This window comes from Bacillus cereus group sp. BfR-BA-01349 (genome assembly GCF_022663795.1).
GTDB classification, from domain to species: Bacteria; Bacillota; Bacilli; order Bacillales; family Bacillaceae_G; genus Bacillus_A; species Bacillus_A cereus.
The window spans coordinates 48,462-65,810 of the sequence record NZ_JAKUGE010000018.1; the positions used below are offsets into that span (position 1 = coordinate 48,462).

The following is a 17,349-nucleotide window of genomic DNA, read 5'->3' on the forward strand; positions in this document are numbered from 1 at the left end:
TTTTAAGGAGAAATTATGAGCACATATATTTATATGGTTAGACATGGTGAATCACCAAAACTAGAAGGAAATGAAAGAATGCGCGGGTTAACTGAGAGGGGACATATGGATGCCCGTAGAGTAACTGACATATTAAAAGCGGAGAGGATTGATACTTTTATTTCAAGTCCTTATAATCGGGCTATGCTAACGATAGAGGAGTCAGCTAATTTCCATGAAAAAGAAATAGTAGTATATGAAAATCTTAAAGAGTGTATGTTTTCAAGTGAGGATCAGGTTATATCAGACAAAGAGGTGTATCCACTTGTACAGAAGATGTTCTCTAATCCGGACTTTGCACGAACGGAAGGAGAGTCATATGCAGATTGCCAGAGAAGAGTAGTGAAAGTATTAAAAGAAATCTTAATGGATTTTCAAGGATGCAAAATTGTAATTGGTACACATGGGCTTGTCATGACATTAATGATGAACTATTTTGATAAACAATATGGTTTTGAATTTTTAATGAATACGTCAAAACCGGATATATATAAGATGGAGTTTAAAGAAGAACAATTAATGAATGTAGAGAGATTATGGAAAGAGGAATAAAATTAGTTGCATGGATTTTGTTGTAAAAGTTACTTTTATAGCAAAGTCTTTTTTTTGAATAGAAAGCATCTTTATCAACTATTTTTAGAATGTTAAATCAATAAGTAATTATTCAGTCTTTGAATAAATTATGGAGAAATTGGTTTAGGGAAACAATTTTAAATGTGTCAAAACTCCAAACGTTGGATTTATATTCAATAGGAGAAAAAGATGTAGAATTTTGTCTTACAGTCCCCGTTTACTTTTCATTTCATTACATATAGGCTTTGTGGTGTAAGGGAGACATTGCCTTTACGCAAAATCTATAAGGAGGTCATTGTAATGAAACAGATTAAAAAGTTTGCGGGAGTTGCTTTAGCGGGGACGATTGGATTAAGTGGACTACTGTTTTTAGAACCAAGTGTAAGCGTTGCGGAAGCACAGCAAGTGAAAATAGAAAATTTCAATACAATTGATGTAACGATGAATCTAAATGAATTGTATGTATTAAGTGGCAGAAGTATTGATATTCTTTCTGGAGATAAAGAAGCAATTCAGTTAAATAAATACACAATTAGTTTTAATAAACCTGGGAAGTATGTGATTAAAGTAAATGGCTGTATTTATGATGATGTATATACTTTTATTGTAAATGAGTAGTATATATTCTTAAATTGCGAGATAAAAACAGAAACACCCTATTTACGGTGAGAGTCGTAAATAGGGTGGATTTATTTGTATTAAGCTGTACTTTAAAGATGTTCAATAATTTTCTTTTTGCCATGTAAAGTATGTAAAAGTGTTTGAAACATCTTAAATGATTGCTGAAAGATTGGACTTTGAATAAAGGTGTACAGAAAAGTTACGATGAAAACAGGACCTCCTAGCATAAATCCAATAACTAGTACAATACATTCTACTATGATTCTAGCACGGCTAATAGAAAGTCCTGTTTTGTCTGAAATAGTAAGCATGAATCCATCACGGGGTCCAGCGCCAATCCCAGCTGCAACGTACATACCTCCACCGATACCTGTAATGGCAATACCAGAAAATAAAATGAGTAAGTTTATCCATAAATAATTACTAGCTTCTGGAAGCATGTTTGATTGTAAGAAAAAGTCCATAATGGGACCGATAAGTAGTGCATTCAAAAATGTCCCCACATTTATATATTTTCGATCTACTAGTAAAGATATTAGAACGAGACATAACCCACATATGACACTCCACGTACCGACGGTCCATCCAAACTTTTGGTAGAGAGCCATATTTAAAACTTCCCAGGGGTGCAAGCCGAGAAATTTAACTTTGACTGCGAGAGCGTTTCCAAGGCCAAAGAAAATTAATCCTAAGAAAAAAAGAAAATAGCGAAAGAGAGTTAGCCTCATCTTTAAAACCTCCCATATTTTATAATTATGTATGTTACCTGTTACGGTTTTAATGTACAAATATTATGTCTTTTTATCATGCGTTTAAAAGTGTTAACAATGTAAATGAAATATACATCTTCACAGTCAAAAAAGTTAAAATATTTCGTTTTAAGGATTATAATGGAGGGAGAAACATAAAAGGGAGTGAATGAACTTGAAACAAGAACTTATTGAAAGATTTACGAGATATGTAAAAATTGATACGCAATCAAATGAAGAAAGCCATACAGTACCAACAACACCAGGACAAATTGAGTTTGGTAAGTTATTAGTGGAAGAGCTAAAAGAAATTGGTTTAACAGAAGTAACGATGGATGATAATGGCTATGTAATGGCAACACTTCCAGCTAATACGGACAAGGATGTTCCTGTAATTGGATTTTTAGCCCATTTAGATACAGCAACAGACTTTACAGGGAAAAACGTCAAACCACAAATTCATGAAAATTTTGATGGTAATGCAATTACGTTAAATGAAGAGCTAAATGTTGTGTTAACACCAGAGCAGTTCCCGGAATTACAATCATATAAAGGACATACCATTATTACAACTGATGGTACAACACTTCTAGGGGCAGATGATAAAGCTGGTCTTACAGAAATTATGGTTGCAATGAACCATTTAATACATAATCCGCAAATTAAGCACGGGAAAATAAGAGTAGCATTTACACCGGATGAAGAAATTGGTCGTGGGCCAGCGCATTTTGATGTAGAAGCGTTTGGTGCATCATTCGCTTATACGATGGATGGAGGTCCATTAGGTGGTTTAGAGTATGAAAGTTTTAATGCTGCAGGTGCTAAGTTAACGTTTAACGGAACGAATACACATCCTGGAACAGCGAAAAATAAAATGCGCAATGCTACTAAACTGGCTATGGAGTTTAACGGGTATTTACCAGTAGAAGAGGCGCCAGAATATACAGAAGGCTATGAAGGATTCTATCATTTACTTTCTTTAAATGGTGATGTTGAGCAAAGTAAAGCGTATTATATTATTCGAGACTTTGATCGTGAAAATTTTGAGGCGCGTAAAAATAACGTTAAAAATATTGTGAAGACTATGCAAGAAAAGTATGGCGAAGATGCAGTCGTTTTAGAAATGAACGATCAATACTATAACATGCTTGAAAAAATTGAACCGGTAAGAGAAATTGTTGATATTGCATATGAAGCAATGAAAAGTTTAGACATTGAACCAAATATTCATCCGATTCGCGGAGGCACAGATGGATCACAATTATCATATATGGGATTACCGACGCCGAACATTTTCACTGGTGGTGAAAATTATCACGGTAAATTTGAATATGTTTCGGTAGATACTATGGAAAAAGCCGTTCAAGTTATTGTGGAAATTGCAAGACGTTTTGAGGAGCAAGCTTAAAAAAGAACCAAGTAGTACGAATGTGCTACTTGGTTCTTTTTAATATAGTACTCGCCACAAATAAAAAGTCGCATAAGACTCCCAATTAGCCCAGTTTGCCGCGAAACCTTTTATTTCATTTTTAGTCGGTTTATTTTCGGAACCTGTTATAAATTTAATTGCATTATGGAGACCAACATCATCAATTGGAAAAGCTGAAGGAAATCTTAAACAACGCATTAAAACATAGTTGGCAGTCCATGGTCCTATACCATGGATAGCGGTTAATTGTTTCTCAGCAACCTTTACATCTTGTGTTTGCAGTAAATCCTCTTTTGATAGTTTTCTCTCTGTAATAAGCTTCGCAATACCGATTAAATATTCACATTTTCTAGTCGTCATTTTTAATTGTTGGAGATCTTCTACATGTAGATTTGCAATTGTTTCAGGTGATGGGAATATCTAATGCTTTCTACCGTCCCATTCTACATAACTGCCAAATTGCTCAACTAATCTTCTTTTTAGCGTATAAGCATATGTTAAGTTAATTTGTTGACCGATAATTCCCCAGGAAAGTGCCTCAAATAAGTCTGGAATACCTAAATTACGAAGGCCATAATATTGTTCAATTGGTCCTTGAAGGAGTAAATCATGTTTAGCTAATGTATAAAAGGGAGCTAAATCAGTAGTTAAATCAAACCATTCTTTTACATAGTTAGCTACAGCATCGCTTACCCATCTTTCATGAGTATATAACTCTCCTAAAAAACGTATTTGAATATTGCCATCAGTATTCAAACTAATTTCAACTAAAGGATTTACATCTTGAACAGGGATAACTTTATAAATTTTATTGTCTTCAATATGAAACATACATTCATTGTTAGAACGTGATAGATAACGTAAATTTTCTTGGAAACAAAATTCTTTTGGAACTGCTATAGATAATGCGCTATTATATTCTGCTGTCATATGAATTCCACCTATAACTTTTCTAATGTAAGCAATTTTTTCTTCATTTCTAATCCACCCCTAAATCCGGTTAGTTTCCCATTCTTCCCAATAACACGGTGACAAGGAATAGTAATAAGGAGAGGGTTAGCAGCAATAGCAGAAGCAACGGCGCGCACAGCTTTAGGTTTTTGAATTTTTTCAGCAATTTCTGTATAAGAATATGTCTTTCCATAAGGAATTTCACGTACCGTATTCCAAACAGATAATTGAAAATTAGTTCCATAAGCATCGATAGGAAATGTAAAAGTTTCTCGCTTGTTTTCTAAATACTCGATAACTTCTTGCGTATATATTTGCAAGTAATCTGGACTATGAATCAATATATGTTGGGGCAGTTTTTTTCTAGCCCATATATTTAATTCTTCAAAATTTTCGTCTTGTGATCCAATGAAACATAGTCCATTTTCAGTTGCAGCAATATGAAATCGCCAATTTTTATGTGTAAGTAGCGTCCAATATATATAATTATTTTTGTAGGAATTCATTATCGTATCCCTCTTTCATTTCGTTCTTTTTTCGATATTCAGTAGGAGTAAATCCGGTTTTCTTTTTAAATAAAGTTGCGAAATACTCTGGGTTTTCTATCCCGACAGCAGTACTAATTTCTTTAATAGATTGATTTGTGTGTAAAAGGTATTTGGTTGCTTTAAGAACCCTGAATTGTTGTATATATTCTATAGGAGTTAGCCCTATTATTCTTTTGAAAGTACGCTGTAAATGAAAAGGGCTACCGTGACACATTTCCGCAAGCATGTCGAGAGTTAAGGATTCGTCATAATGCTTTTCGATATAGTCTTTAATTTGTTCTACCCACTCTTCATTAGGTAAAGTGATCCCATTTGGCTTACAACGTTTGCACGGGCGAAAGTTTTCGCTTAATGCTTGCTCTGCATGATGAAAAATTCGTACATTGTTTCTATTCGGTATTCTTGATTTGCATGATGGCCTGCAAAAAATTCCAGTTGATTTCACAGCATAAAAGAATTTGCTATCATAGGAAGAATCATTATGAATAATTGCTTGCCAATACTCATTTGTTAATATAACTCCTTCATTATGCAAAGAACATCACCTCTGAAATTAGTATAACCTGAATAAAGTGCGTATGTATGTATTCATAAATGTAAGAGCAAGATTACAAAGGTGAAAATATGATTGTTTTTCTATTTTGTGATAGCATGAAATTTGGAAATAAACATCAAGAGGAGGGCTAAAAGTGAAGTTAATTTCATGGAATGTAAATGGTTTGCGAGCAGTTATCGCAAAAGGTGGATTCTTGGAATATCTCGAGGAATCAAGTGCTGATATATTTTGTCTACAAGAGATTAAATTACAAGAAGGGCAAATTGATTTAAATCTAGAGGGATATTATACATACTGGAATTATGCTGTGAAAAAAGGATATTCAGGAACTGCTATTTTTTCGAAAAAAGAACCGCTTTCAGTTACATATGGTTTAGACATTGAAGAGCATGATCAAGAAGGGCGACTTATTACTTTAGAATTCGAAGATTTTTATATGATAACGTTATATACACCAAATTCAAAACGTGGATTAGAACGATTAGATTACAGAATGAAATGGGAAGATGATTTCAGGTCCTATATCAAACGATTAGATGAGAAAAAACCAGTTATTTTTTGTGGAGACTTAAATGTTGCTCATAAAGAAATCGATTTGAAAAATCCAAAAAGTAATCGTAAAAATCCTGGATTCTCTGATGAGGAGCGAGAGAAATTTTCATGTATTTTAGAAGAAGGATTTACTGATACATATCGTTACCTTTATCCTGATCAAGAAAGTGCATACTCGTGGTGGTCGTATCGTATGGGCGCGAGAGCGAAAAATATCGGATGGCGTTTAGATTATTTTGTTGTTTCGGAAAGAATGAAAGACCAAATAACAGAAGCGAAAATTAATAGTGAAGTGATGGGATCAGACCATTGTCCAGTTGAATTGCATATAAATTTCTAAAAAAAGAAGTATCTCCCTAATATTAGGGAGATACTTCTTTTTTTAATTCAGTTTGTTAAAATTTTTCAAATCATTCTTGAAATAATTTCATATTAAATATATACTTAGTAACGATAATCATTATCAGTGAAAGAGATTATCAAGTGATGAAGGCGTAAAAGAATTATAGTCTAGGGGAAGTGAACGTGAATGAGTTCTGGATAAAATTATTAATCTAATGAAATATATATATGGGATAAGATTCATATAGTTAAATTCTATTGAGAATATAGTTTGAAAATTTGAGAGGAGACATATAAAGATGAACAAGAAATTATTTACTTTAGGGATGGTTACAGTTTTAAGTGTAGGTTTAGCGGCATGTAATAGTGCGGATAAAACTTCAGGCGAGCAAAAACAACAGACAAAAGCTACGGAAACGAAAAAAGATGAAAAACGAAAAATTACATATTTAGGTAAAGAATATACAGTGCCAGCAAAAGTAGATAAAATTGCGACAGCTAGTTTAGAGTCAATGGAAGATGCGGCAGTACTTGGAATTAAACCAGTTGGTGCCATTACTGTAGGTGGTAAACTACCAAAGTACCTGGAAAAAGAGTTAGAAGGTGCGAAATCTGTTGGTGAGAAAATGCAACCCAATTTCGAAACATTACTACAATTAAAACCAGATGTGATTACATCAAGTACGAAATTCCCAGCAGAAACAGCTGAAAAGTTTACGAAAGTAGCTCCTACATTCCCGGTATCACACGTTTCAACAAATTGGGAAGATAACTTAAAGTTAATGGGAGAATTAACTGGTAAAAAAGATAAAGCAGAAAAAATTATTAAAGACTACAATTCAGACGCTGAAAAAGCAAAAGCAAAACTAGGAGATAAGTTAAAAGATAAAAAAGTACTTGTCATTAGACTAAGAGCAAACGAATTATTCCTATATCCAGAAGGAGTATACTTCAACCCTGTAATTTATAAAGATTTTGGACTAACTGCTCCAGAACAATTGAAAACTGTAAAAGCACAAGAGAAAATTTCATTTGAAAAACTTGCTGAACTTAACCCAGATTATATTTTCTTACAATATGAGGCAAGTGAAAATAAAAATCCAAAAGTGTTAGAAGAAATTGAAAGTAATCCAATTTGGCAAAGTATGAATGCTGCGAAGGAAAAGAAAGTATTTGTAAACGTTGTAGATCCAATGGCACAAGGTGGTACTGCTTGGAGTAAAACTGCCTTCTTAAAAGAAGCAGTGAAAAATTTATCTAAATAATACAATAAGTAAGGTGCGTTGAATGATATGCAGAAAACAAATGCAGTACCAGTAACTATATTATGTATAGCACCCATACTCATCTTATTTACAGTTATACTTTCGATTTTGTATGGGGCGAAAAGTATTGATGCTGAAACAGTGTGGAACGCATTATTTCATTTTGATTCAAGTGATGTAAATCATAATATTATTATTACTTCACGTTTACCAAGGGTAGTTGCAGCTCTTTTAGTCGGAGCATTTCTAGCCATATCAGGAGCACTTATGCAGGGGATGACAAGAAACTATCTTGCATCCCCTTCTATTATGGGTGTGACGGATGGTGCTGCCTTTGTTATTACACTTTGTATGATTTTTCTTCCAGGAATGTCATCAATTGGTATGGTTGTATGTTCAATGATTGGTTCTGCACTCGGAGCCGGTATCGTGTTTGGTTTTGGTTCGCTCCTTCAAAATGGCTTATCACCAGTTAGGTTAGCAATTATCGGAACAGTTATTGGAACATTTTTAAGCAGTGTATCGGCTGCCATGGCTTCGTATTTCCAAATTTCTCAAAATGTTAGTTTTTGGTTTAATGCAAAGTTAGATCAAGTAGATCCTAATATAATTAAAATTACGATACCGTTTGGGATAATTGGAATAATTTTAGCATTGTTAATATCAAAATCTATTACCATTCTTTCATTAGGCGAAGAGGTTTCTATTAATTTAGGACAGCGTACAAAACTAGTTAAAGCGATGGCAATTTTATCGGTAATTTTTTTAACAGGAACAGCAGTTGCTTTAGTAGGAAAAGTTGGTTTTGTAGGTTTAATTATTCCGCACATTACCCGCTTTATAATTGGAGTAGATTATAAATGGATATTGCCATGTGCAGGCGTTATTGGTGGGGTTTTCTTAGCGTTATGTGATGTTTTAAGTAGATTTGTAAATTATCCATTTGAAACGCCAATTGGAGTCGTAACATCTTTAATTGGAATTCCTTTCTTCCTTTATTTAATCCGTACAAGAGGAGGAGAGAGACATGCTTAAAAGTTCAAGTCAACGTTTCGGAATGACGATGGGGATTATTATATTTTTAATACTATGTGCTATTTATATTAGTTTAACAAATGGTACGTTCGACATTACGATTACAGATGTGTTTAAAACACTTTTTAGAATTGATCCAGTACCAGAACATGATTTAGTTATTTTTGAGTTTCGTCTTCCACGTATCGTAATTGCTGGATTAGTAGGATTAGGCCTTGGTGTTGCGGGTGCCGTTATTCAAGGGATTACGAGAAATGGATTGGCAGACCCAGGTATTTTAGGAGTAAATGCCGGTGCGGGAACAGCGATCGTCATTTTTATGTTTTTCTTTCAAGGACAATTAAAAAGCACAGACTGGGTTTCTATTATGATGATGCCAATGTTTGGTTTAGTCGGCGGATTAGGTGCTGCTATTATCATCTATCTTTTTTCTTGGAAAAACGGTAAGTTAGATTCGCAGCGACTTTTATTAACAGGGATTGCAATTGGATCAGGATTTGGGGCCTTTTCTATGTACTTATCACTCAAAATGAAGTCAACTGATTTCGAGATGGCTGCAGTGTGGGTTTCTGGAAGCATATATAGTGCGAACTGGAAGTATATTGTGGCTATGTTACCATGGCTTATTATTTTAATTCCACTTATACAAAAGAAAGCATATTTACTAGATTTATTTCAATTGGAAGAAACGAGTATTACAAGTTTAGGTGTTTCAGTAGAAAGAGAGAAATCGATTTTATTATTAAGCAGTATCGGGCTTGTGAGTGCATGTGTTGCTGTTTCAGGGAGTATCGGTTTTATTGGCTTAATGGCACCGCATATAGCGAAAAGACTTGTCGGTATTCAACATAAGTATATAATTCCCACGTGCGGCGTAATCGGAATGTTTCTTGTAGTTGCCTCAGACTTTATTGCAAAAACAGTTTTCACACCTGTAGAGTTACCAGTTGGAATCGTTATTTCTATTGTCGGTGTACCGTATTTCTTATATTTACTTTATAAGGCGAAAGCGTAAGAGGAGGAATAAAAGTGAGTATTTTAAGTGCAAAAAATTTAGAAACAAGTTATGAAAAGCTTACAGTGTTTCGCGATTTAAATGTGGAAATACAAGAAGGAAAAGTAACGACAATTATAGGTCCGAACGGTTGCGGTAAATCAACATTGTTAAAAACAATGGGAAGAATTTTAAAACAAAAAAGCGGAAAAGTATATTTACAAGGGCAAGATTTACATACAATTTCAACGAAAGAAATTGCGAAGCAGTTAGCTTTACTCCCGCAAACTCCAATTGCACCAGGTGAACTTAAAGTGGAAGAATTAATTTCTTATGGACGCTATCCACATCGAAATAACGTAAATAAGTTAACGACAAAAGATAAAGAAATGATTGATTGGGCATTAAATATAACGAAAACTTCTGAATTTCGAACGAGACAAATTGCAAATTTATCAGGTGGTCAAAGACAAAAGGTATGGCTAGCGATGGCATTAGCACAAGAGACAGAAGTGTTGCTATTAGATGAGCCAACTACATACCTTGATATGTCTCATCAATTAGATGTATTACAAATTGTGGAGAAGTTAAATAAAGAACATAATTGTACGGTTGTTATGGTATTACATGATATTAACCATGCAGCAAGGTTTTCAGATGAAATTATTGCAATGAAGGAAGGAGAAATTGTTACAACTGGTAGCCCAGAAGAAATCATTACAAATGAAGTGTTAAAAGAAGTATTTCATATTGATGCACGTGTCATGATAGATCCGTATAACGGGGCTCCTGTTTGTTTCGGTTATGATAGCGTTGTATCTCAAGAAGAAAAAATCGAAATATATGTAACAAGTTAAAAAGGGGGGGATAGGGTGAATACTACAGTTGAAAAACAGCAGATTATAACATCTAATACAGAACAGTGGAAAATGTATTCAAAATTAGAAGGTAAGGAATATCAAATTCATATTTCAAAGCCGAGGCAACCAGCACCGGATTCAGGATATCCTGTCATTTATGTATTAGATGGCAATGCCTTTTTTCAAACATTTCATGAAGCAGTTAAAATACAATCAGTAAGAGCGGAAAAAACCGGTGTTTCACCAGCTGTTATAGTAGGATTGGGTTATCCAATTGAAGGCGCATTTTCAGGGGAAGAAAGATGTTATGATTTTACGCCTAGCGTAATTTCAAAAGATGCCCCTTTAAAACCAGACGGTAAACCGTGGCCTAAAACAGGAGGAGCACATAATTTCTTTACTTTTATTGAAGAAGAACTGAAACCACAAATTGAAAAGAATTTTGAGATCGATAAAAGTAAGCAAACGTTATTTGGACATTCTTTAGGTGGACTATTTGCTCTTTATATACTATTTACAAACTTAAATGCTTTTCAAAATTATTTTATTAGTAGTCCATCTATATGGTGGAATAACCAATCCGTACTTGAAAAAGAAGAGAACCTTATACATGAATTAAACAATGCTAAGTTTGAAACAGGAGTGTTCCTTACAGTTGGGTCACTAGAACGAGAGCATATGGTTGTAGGCGCAAATGAATTATCAGAGCGCCTTCTCCAAGTAAACCATGATAAACTTAAATTTAAGTTTTATGAAGCTGAAGGGGAGAATCATGCATCTGTTGTGCCGACTTCTTTAAGTAAAGGATTGAGATTTATTAGTTACGTATAGGAAAAAAGGTTATGGATGAAACATTCCATAACCTTTTTTGATATGTAGAATTGTCCTTTTTGAAAGTTTTGTTTCAACTTTTCGTCTAAAGAGACAAAAAGTTGTCACAAAACGGTCACAATTAGCATAAACATAAAATAGACGAAATGAACTTATTTCCAAAAAGGCTTGGTTTATTCCGATCATGATTTGTAGAGCTGAAAAAGTATGGATTAAAAGTTCACTATATTCCCAAGGAGGTAGATCGTATGAAAACTATTCTTGCTATCGCTGGACTTATTTGGGTTTTATCGCATGGCATCCCAATTTATGAAGGAGAACAAATTCGCAGTGCTCTGAATAAAAATTTTAATGAATATCATATCATTGATCGGCAAGATAATGTTGTAACAGTTCGAGTAAATGACTGTTTTCATACGGTAACCGTTGAAGGAACTTCAGTAGTGAATGATACAAAAGTATGCGATCAGTAATAATCATATATGGAAAGAAAAAATTCTTGGATTAAATAGCTGAAAATTAAGTTTTTAATATTATAGACAAAGAATAAGCGGGGGCGGGTAATCCCCGCTTATTCTTGTTTCTTTTTATTGAACTTTGATGAGAGATATAATGATTTTTTTGACAAAAAGAAAGGGTATACTGAAAATTGAGATTAAGAAGCTAATGAGTTGTTAAGAATAATCATAAAGCGGAAATATACTCATATGGGGTATCATACATAGATAATTAATGCTATAATTGGTATACTCGTAAAAGCAATTGTTTTATTGGATGAAGAGAAACTTTAAGAAGGTGATAATATGGGTCATAAAGAGCATGAAGCGGTAACACATAGATCAGAAAAAGAAAAAGAACAAATTATAAATAGATTAAAGAGGATTGAAGGACAGGTCCGCGGTATTCAAAATATGATTGAAAATGATCGCTATTGTGTGGATATTTTAGTGCAAATTTCAGCGATTAATGCAGCGATGAAAAAAGTAGGAATGGGTGTATTAAAAAACCATACAAGTCATTGTGTTTCAGGTGCTATTAAAGATGGCAATGGTGACGAAGCAATTGAAGAATTAATGACTGTATTTGAACGTTTTTCAAAAGCGTAAAAACAAGCTAGTATGTCACTGGCTTGTTTTTTTTGTTTACCTTCATAATAAGATTTCGGGGTATTGATGTGAAAAGGTGTGTGTAAAATAAACTTTTAGAAAATAATTGAAAAATCATGATACAAAACCATTGATTACCTTAGGGGGGTATGGTAAGATGTAATTGTGATTAACAAATAATGAAGAAACAAGAGGAGGATTTTAAATGGAACAGTTAACATTACAAGTTGAAGGTATGTCTTGTGGACATTGTGTAAATGCTATCGAAAGCAGTGTGAAAGAGCTAAACGGTGTTGAACAAGTGAAGGTTCAATTAGCAGAAGGAACTGTTGAAGTTACTATCGACTCGTCTGCCGTAACATTAAAAGATATCGTTGCTGTAATCGAAGACCAAGGATACGATGTTCAGTAATTATTTTTAGATATGGAAATAAATCGTACTTTAAACGAAGTACGATTTATTTTGCTAATAATTATACCTCATAAGGGTATATAGAGGTGAGAGACATGAATGAACAAAAAGAGGCCAATCTTCAAATATCAGGAATGACATGTGCGGCATGTGCAAATAGAATTGAAAAAGGTCTAAAAAAAGTAGAAGGTGTTCATGAGGCAAATGTAAATTTTGCGCTTGAAAAAACAAAAATAATGTACGATCCAACTAAAACAAATCTGCAACAATTTAAAGAAAAAGTTGAATCGTTAGGATATGGAATTGTAAGTGATAAAGCTGAATTTACTGTTTCAGGAATGACATGTGCAGCATGTGCAAATAGAGTTGAAAAGCGTTTAAATAAGTTAGATGGTGTGAACAAAGCGACAGTAAATTTTGCTTTAGAATCAGCTACAGTAGACTTTAATCATGATGAAGTTAATGTAAATGAAATGAAGAGCGCGATTACGAAGCTAGGATATAAATTAGAAGTGAAACCAGATGATCAAGATGCATCAACTGATCATCGATTACAAGAAATTGAAAGACAAAAGAAGAAGTTTATTATTTCGTTTATTTTATCTTTCCCATTATTGTGGGCAATGGTTAGTCATTTCTCATTTACGTCGTTTATTTATTTACCAGATATGTTAATGAACCCTTGGGTGCAACTAGCACTTGCAACTCCTGTTCAATTTATCATTGGTGGGCAGTTTTATGTTGGGGCTTATAAAGCGTTACGTAATAAAAGTGCGAATATGGATGTTCTCGTGGCGCTTGGAACGTCGGCCGCTTATTTTTATAGTGTATATTTAAGTATTCAATCTATTGGTTCTTCGGAACATATGACAGATTTATATTTTGAAACGAGTGCGGTACTTATTACATTAATTATTTTAGGTAAATTATTTGAAGCGAAAGCAAAAGGGCGCTCATCAGAAGCAATTAAAAAATTGATGGGTTTACAAGCGAAGACAGCTACAGTTGTGCGAGGTGGAACAGAAATAAAAATTTTGATTGAAGAAGTAGTAGCTGGTGATATCGTCTATGTAAAGCCTGGTGAAAAAATACCAGTAGATGGTGAGATTGTCGAAGGAAAGTCAGCGATTGATGAATCGATGTTAACGGGTGAAAGTATTCCTGTTGATAAGTCAATTGGGGATGTAGTAATAGGTTCTACAATAAATAAAAATGGATTTTTAAAAGTGAAAGCAACTAAGGTAGGAAGAGATACTGCATTAGCTCAAATTATTAAAGTAGTAGAAGAGGCACAGGGTTCAAAAGCTCCTATTCAAAGGGTAGCAGATCAAATTTCAGGTATTTTCGTACCGGTTGTAGTTGTGATTGCGATTATCACATTTGCAGTATGGATGATATTTGTTACACCTGGTGATTTTGGCGGAGCACTTGAGAAAATGATAGCAGTACTTGTTATCGCTTGTCCATGTGCATTAGGTCTTGCAACGCCTACATCTATTATGGCAGGATCAGGAAGATCAGCAGAGTATGGTATTTTATTTAAAGGTGGAGAGCATTTAGAAGCAACGCACAGATTAGATACGGTTATTTTAGATAAAACGGGTACAGTGACAAATGGGAAGCCGGTGTTAACAGATGTAATTGTAGCAGATGGATTCAATGAAAATGAACTGCTTAGATTAGTAGGGGCAGCAGAAAGAAATTCTGAACATCCACTTGCAGAAGCGATTGTAGAAGGAATTAAAGAAAAGAAAATTGATATCCCAAGTTCAGAAACGTTTGAAGCGATTCCGGGATTTGGTATCGAATCAGTTGTAGAAGGAAAACACTTATTAATTGGTACACGTCGATTAATGAAGAAATTCAATATTGATATTGAAGAAGTTTCTAAATCAATGGAAGCGCTAGAACGAGAAGGAAAAACAGCAATGCTTATTGCAATCGATAAAGAATATGCTGGTATATTTGCCGTTGCAGATACTGTGAAAGATACTTCAAAAGCAGCTATCGCAAGACTGAAAAAAATGGGTCTAGACGTTGTGATGATTACAGGAGATAATACACAAACTGCTCAGGCAATTGCAAAGCAAGTTGGTATTGATCACGTAATTGCAGAAGTATTGCCAGAAGGAAAAGCAGAAGAAGTGAAAAAACTGCAAGCAAATGGTAAGAAAGTAGCGATGGTTGGAGACGGGATAAATGATGCTCCTGCTCTTGCTACAGCGAACATTGGTATGGCAATTGGAACGGGAACGGATGTAGCGATGGAAGCAGCGGATATAACGTTAATCCGCGGTGACTTAAATAGTATTGCTGATGCGATCTTTATGAGTAAAATGACGATAAGAAATATTAAACAAAATTTATTCTGGGCATTAGCTTATAACGCGTTAGGAATTCCAATTGCGGCATTAGGTTTTTTAGCCCCTTGGGTTGCTGGAGCAGCGATGGCATTTAGTTCTGTATCCGTTGTATTAAATGCATTACGATTACAAAGAGTTAAATTAAAACCTTAAAAAGCTACATTAAGTAATTGAATAGAATTAAAAAACAATACTTGAATAAGTATTGTTTTTTTGTTCGTATAGAAATTAAAACGATATAATAAAGCAGAAATATAGAATCGTATGTAGTAGAAAAGTTAAGAGGTAGTTTCGTAAGGAGACTTATATATGTTAAAAGATATTATAATTAGAACATTCCAGAAAGAAGATTTAGATCAAGTATTACAATTGTTCTATGAAACAGTTCATACGGTTAATGCAAAAGATTATAATGAGTTACAGCTACAGGCGTGGGCACCGGAGCGACTAGATAGAGAAAATTGGTTACAGTCTTTAGAAAAGAATATTAGCTATGTAGCGGATCATAAAGGTGTGATAGTCGGGTTTGGGGATTATAACGATGATCGTTACGTAGATCGTTTATTTACGCATAAAGATTATCAAGGGAAAAGAGTCGCTTCATACATACTACAGAAGTTAGAAAAAGAAGCAGTGAATTTGGGACATAGGGAGATATATACAGAGGCGAGCATTACCGCAAAACCTTTTTTTGAAAGTAAAGATTTTATTTGCATAAAAGAACAAAAGAAACAACATAATGGTCAGATTTTTATTAATTATGTTATGAAAAAAATATCCTTCTCATAAATGAGAAGGATATTTTTCATTATTTTACAGCTTCTTTTAGTTCTTTACCAGCTTTGAAAGCAGGTACTTTAGAAGCTGCGATTTGCATTTCTTCACCAGTTTGTGGGTTACGGCCTGTACGAGCAGCTCTTTCGCGAACTTCGAATGTACCGAATCCGATAAGTTGTACTTTTTCACCAGCAGCTAAAGTGTTAGTGATTGATTCTACTACAGTTTGTACAACTACAGTAGCTTCTTTTTGAGAAATCTCAGCATTTTGTGCTACGTTTTTAATTAATTCTGTTTTGTTCATGTTTTTCACCTCATATGTAAATAATGCTATTTAAGTTGTTATTATAACGTATAAAACATTCGAGAACAAGTGTACGTACATATATTCGCAAAAAAAATGAAATTTGTAATATTTTTTAGGGCACTTTATAGACATTCCATTTAAGCGGACAGAGATTTGTTCTTCATTTCAGTCTTCTCTTGATGAGCAGGTAGTTTCTTATTATAAGATATGAAGTAAGGTAGTGCTACAAATAACATACCTCCTACTAAATTTCCAAAGAAAACAAAAATAAAGTTTGGAAAATATTCAGCCCAAGTGAAATGACCGGCAAAAATCGCGGCTGGGATGACAAACATATTGGCTACAACGTGTTGAAATCCAATCGCAACAAAAGTCATAACCGGGAACCAAATACCGATAATCTTTCCGATAAATTCTTTACTTCCCATACTGAGCCAAACAGCTAAACAAACGAGCCAATTACATCCGATTGCAGAAATAAATGCTTGCAATGGCGTATCTTGTAGTTTCGCTTGAGCGATAGAAATAGTTTTCGCTAAAAAAGCTCCCTCAGTTAAGCCAACGATATGACCGAAAAAGTAGGCTACAAATACAGCCCCTATGAAATTGCTAAATGTAACAATAACTAAATTTCGTATGAAATAAAATAAAGTAATTTTCTTTTGGAGCCAGGCCATAGAAACTGTCATCATGTTACCGGTTACTAGTTCACCGCCTGCAAGAATAACGAGAATAAGACCAATAGGAAATACAGCAGCGCCTAGAAAACTAGAAAATGATCCCCAATATTTTGGCATTGTCCCAATAACATGAATATCGAGTAAATACCCTAATGCGATAAAAGCACCACCAAAAAAACCAAGAATTAGCATAGGGAGCAATGATAAATGAGCTTTTTTCCTTCCTGAATTCGCAGCAAGTTCCGTAATTTCTTCTGGTGTAAATACAGACATGAATAACCCCTCCGTAATAAAATAATGGAATGAATAGAAAAAGATTCAAAAATATATGTATTATAAAAATATGTTATGACTTCTGT

General features: G+C 34.1%; 19 protein-coding genes and 1 pseudogene. 14 read left to right on the plus strand and 6 right to left on the minus strand.

What is annotated here, in order from left to right; genetic code table 11:
* Positions 1-15 precede the first annotated feature (15 nt).
* Both MR169_RS12165 and MR169_RS12170 read left to right on the plus strand, forming a co-directional pair.
* Positions 16-591 carry a histidine phosphatase family protein gene (locus tag MR169_RS12165; RefSeq protein ID WP_000109178.1) on the plus strand — a complete coding sequence of 192 codons (576 nt, stop codon included), beginning with the start codon at positions 16-18 and terminating at the stop codon, positions 589-591.
* Positions 592-912: 321 nt separating this feature from the next.
* Complete coding sequence (locus MR169_RS12170; protein ID WP_000809492.1) at positions 913-1,230, plus strand: hypothetical protein; 318 nt, start codon at positions 913-915, stop codon at positions 1,228-1,230.
* A gap of 92 nt (positions 1,231-1,322) precedes the next feature.
* On the opposite strand, the gene MR169_RS12175 is transcribed toward MR169_RS12170, so the two are convergent.
* A complete protein-coding gene (locus tag MR169_RS12175) occupies positions 1,323-1,961 on the minus strand; it encodes a YczE/YyaS/YitT family protein (RefSeq protein WP_242319458.1) in 639 nt (212 codons plus the stop codon).
* A 196-nt stretch (positions 1,962-2,157) separates the two neighbouring features.
* On the opposite strand from MR169_RS12175, the gene pepT reads away from it, so the two are divergent.
* Positions 2,158-3,390 (plus strand): peptidase T, encoded by a 1,233-nt coding sequence (gene pepT, locus MR169_RS12180; protein WP_242319459.1) that lies wholly within the window; start codon positions 2,158-2,160, stop codon positions 3,388-3,390.
* Between the two features lie 39 nt (positions 3,391-3,429).
* Here the strand turns inward: pepT and MR169_RS12185 are convergent.
* From MR169_RS12185 to MR169_RS12195, 3 genes and pseudogenes are all read right to left on the minus strand, one after another.
* A pseudogene (locus MR169_RS12185) lies at positions 3,430-4,341 on the minus strand (DNA-3-methyladenine glycosylase 2).
* 11 nt (positions 4,342-4,352) lie between these two features.
* Entirely contained in the window at positions 4,353-4,868 is a 516-nt protein-coding gene (locus MR169_RS12190) for a methylated-DNA--[protein]-cysteine S-methyltransferase (RefSeq protein WP_001089837.1), read from the minus strand.
* A complete protein-coding gene (locus MR169_RS12195) occupies positions 4,849-5,445 on the minus strand; it encodes a bifunctional transcriptional activator/DNA repair enzyme AdaA (protein WP_000551300.1) in 597 nt (198 codons plus the stop codon). Before MR169_RS12195 ends, MR169_RS12190 begins: the two co-directional genes overlap by 20 nt.
* 154 nt (positions 5,446-5,599) lie before the next feature.
* Here MR169_RS12195 and MR169_RS12200 point away from each other — a divergent pair, with 154 nt between their 5' ends.
* The 11 genes from MR169_RS12200 to MR169_RS12250 all read left to right on the plus strand — a co-directional run bounded on the left by MR169_RS12200 (position 5,600) and on the right by MR169_RS12250 (position 16,015).
* A complete protein-coding gene (locus MR169_RS12200) occupies positions 5,600-6,358 on the plus strand; it encodes an exodeoxyribonuclease III (RefSeq protein WP_000767617.1) in 759 nt (252 codons plus the stop codon).
* Positions 6,359-6,659: 301 nt separating this feature from the next.
* Positions 6,660-7,625 carry an iron-hydroxamate ABC transporter substrate-binding protein gene (locus tag MR169_RS12205; RefSeq protein ID WP_242319460.1) on the plus strand — a complete coding sequence of 322 codons (966 nt, stop codon included), beginning with the start codon at positions 6,660-6,662 and terminating at the stop codon, positions 7,623-7,625.
* Positions 7,626-7,652: 27 nt separating this feature from the next.
* Positions 7,653-8,660, plus strand: coding sequence for a FecCD family ABC transporter permease (locus tag MR169_RS12210; protein ID WP_001173058.1), 1,008 nt, complete (start codon positions 7,653-7,655; stop codon positions 8,658-8,660).
* The gene (locus MR169_RS12215) at positions 8,653-9,675 is read left to right on the plus strand and encodes a FecCD family ABC transporter permease (protein WP_000920451.1); all 1,023 of its coding nucleotides are present in this window, start codon (positions 8,653-8,655) and stop codon (positions 9,673-9,675) included. Before MR169_RS12210 ends, MR169_RS12215 begins: the two co-directional genes overlap by 8 nt.
* 14 nt (positions 9,676-9,689) lie before the next feature.
* Positions 9,690-10,511, plus strand: a complete 822-nt coding sequence (locus MR169_RS12220) for an ABC transporter ATP-binding protein (RefSeq protein ID WP_000025773.1) — start codon at positions 9,690-9,692, stop codon at positions 10,509-10,511.
* Positions 10,512-10,526: 15 nt separating this feature from the next.
* Positions 10,527-11,345, plus strand: coding sequence for an alpha/beta hydrolase (locus MR169_RS12225; RefSeq protein ID WP_001098703.1), 819 nt, complete (start codon positions 10,527-10,529; stop codon positions 11,343-11,345).
* A gap of 248 nt (positions 11,346-11,593) precedes the next feature.
* Entirely contained in the window at positions 11,594-11,818 is a 225-nt protein-coding gene (locus MR169_RS12230) for a hypothetical protein (RefSeq protein WP_086408993.1), read from the plus strand.
* A 330-nt stretch (positions 11,819-12,148) separates the two neighbouring features.
* A complete protein-coding gene (locus MR169_RS12235) occupies positions 12,149-12,451 on the plus strand; it encodes a metal-sensing transcriptional repressor (protein ID WP_000509876.1) in 303 nt (100 codons plus the stop codon).
* A 205-nt stretch (positions 12,452-12,656) separates the two neighbouring features.
* Complete coding sequence (gene copZ, locus MR169_RS12240) at positions 12,657-12,863, plus strand: copper chaperone CopZ (RefSeq protein WP_000436973.1); 207 nt, start codon at positions 12,657-12,659, stop codon at positions 12,861-12,863.
* A 95-nt stretch (positions 12,864-12,958) separates the two neighbouring features.
* On the plus strand, positions 12,959-15,379 hold the full coding sequence (locus MR169_RS12245; protein WP_001005323.1) for a heavy metal translocating P-type ATPase: 2,421 nt from the start codon (positions 12,959-12,961) through the stop codon (positions 15,377-15,379).
* 156 nt (positions 15,380-15,535) lie between these two features.
* Entirely contained in the window at positions 15,536-16,015 is a 480-nt protein-coding gene (locus MR169_RS12250) for a GNAT family N-acetyltransferase (RefSeq protein WP_016118499.1), read from the plus strand.
* Between the two features lie 19 nt (positions 16,016-16,034).
* Here the strand turns inward: MR169_RS12250 and MR169_RS12255 are convergent, their stop codons facing one another.
* A complete protein-coding gene (locus MR169_RS12255; protein WP_001043904.1) occupies positions 16,035-16,307 on the minus strand; it encodes an HU family DNA-binding protein in 273 nt (90 codons plus the stop codon).
* A gap of 140 nt (positions 16,308-16,447) precedes the next feature.
* Positions 16,448-17,263: a formate/nitrite transporter family protein gene (locus MR169_RS12260; protein WP_000110537.1), complete on the minus strand. Its 816-nt coding sequence runs from the start codon at positions 17,261-17,263 to the stop codon at positions 16,448-16,450.
* Positions 17,264-17,349: the final 86 nt, after the last annotated feature.

Bases quoted from the DNA above. Each gene is read 5' to 3' on its own strand.
- MR169_RS12165 (WP_000109178.1), top strand. From the start codon at position 16: ATGAGCACATATATTTATATGGTTAGACATGGTGAATCACCAAAACTA.
- MR169_RS12170 (WP_000809492.1), top strand. From the start codon at position 913: ATGAAACAGATTAAAAAGTTTGCGGGAGTTGCTTTAGCGGGGACGATT.
- MR169_RS12175 (WP_242319458.1), bottom strand. From the start codon at position 1,961: ATGAGGCTAACTCTCTTTCGCTATTTTCTTTTTTTCTTAGGATTAATT.
- MR169_RS12190 (WP_001089837.1), bottom strand. From the start codon at position 4,868: ATGAATTCCTACAAAAATAATTATATATATTGGACGCTACTTACACAT.
- MR169_RS12205 (WP_242319460.1), top strand. From the start codon at position 6,660: ATGAACAAGAAATTATTTACTTTAGGGATGGTTACAGTTTTAAGTGTA.
- MR169_RS12210 (WP_001173058.1), top strand. From the start codon at position 7,653: ATGCAGAAAACAAATGCAGTACCAGTAACTATATTATGTATAGCACCC.
- MR169_RS12215 (WP_000920451.1), top strand. From the start codon at position 8,653: ATGCTTAAAAGTTCAAGTCAACGTTTCGGAATGACGATGGGGATTATT.
- MR169_RS12230 (WP_086408993.1), top strand. From the start codon at position 11,594: ATGAAAACTATTCTTGCTATCGCTGGACTTATTTGGGTTTTATCGCAT.
- MR169_RS12235 (WP_000509876.1), top strand. From the start codon at position 12,149: ATGGGTCATAAAGAGCATGAAGCGGTAACACATAGATCAGAAAAAGAA.
- copZ (WP_000436973.1), top strand. From the start codon at position 12,657: ATGGAACAGTTAACATTACAAGTTGAAGGTATGTCTTGTGGACATTGT.
- MR169_RS12245 (WP_001005323.1), top strand. From the start codon at position 12,959: ATGAATGAACAAAAAGAGGCCAATCTTCAAATATCAGGAATGACATGT.
- MR169_RS12250 (WP_016118499.1), top strand. From the start codon at position 15,536: ATGTTAAAAGATATTATAATTAGAACATTCCAGAAAGAAGATTTAGAT.
- MR169_RS12255 (WP_001043904.1), bottom strand. From the start codon at position 16,307: ATGAACAAAACAGAATTAATTAAAAACGTAGCACAAAATGCTGAGATT.
- MR169_RS12260 (WP_000110537.1), bottom strand. From the start codon at position 17,263: ATGTCTGTATTTACACCAGAAGAAATTACGGAACTTGCTGCGAATTCA.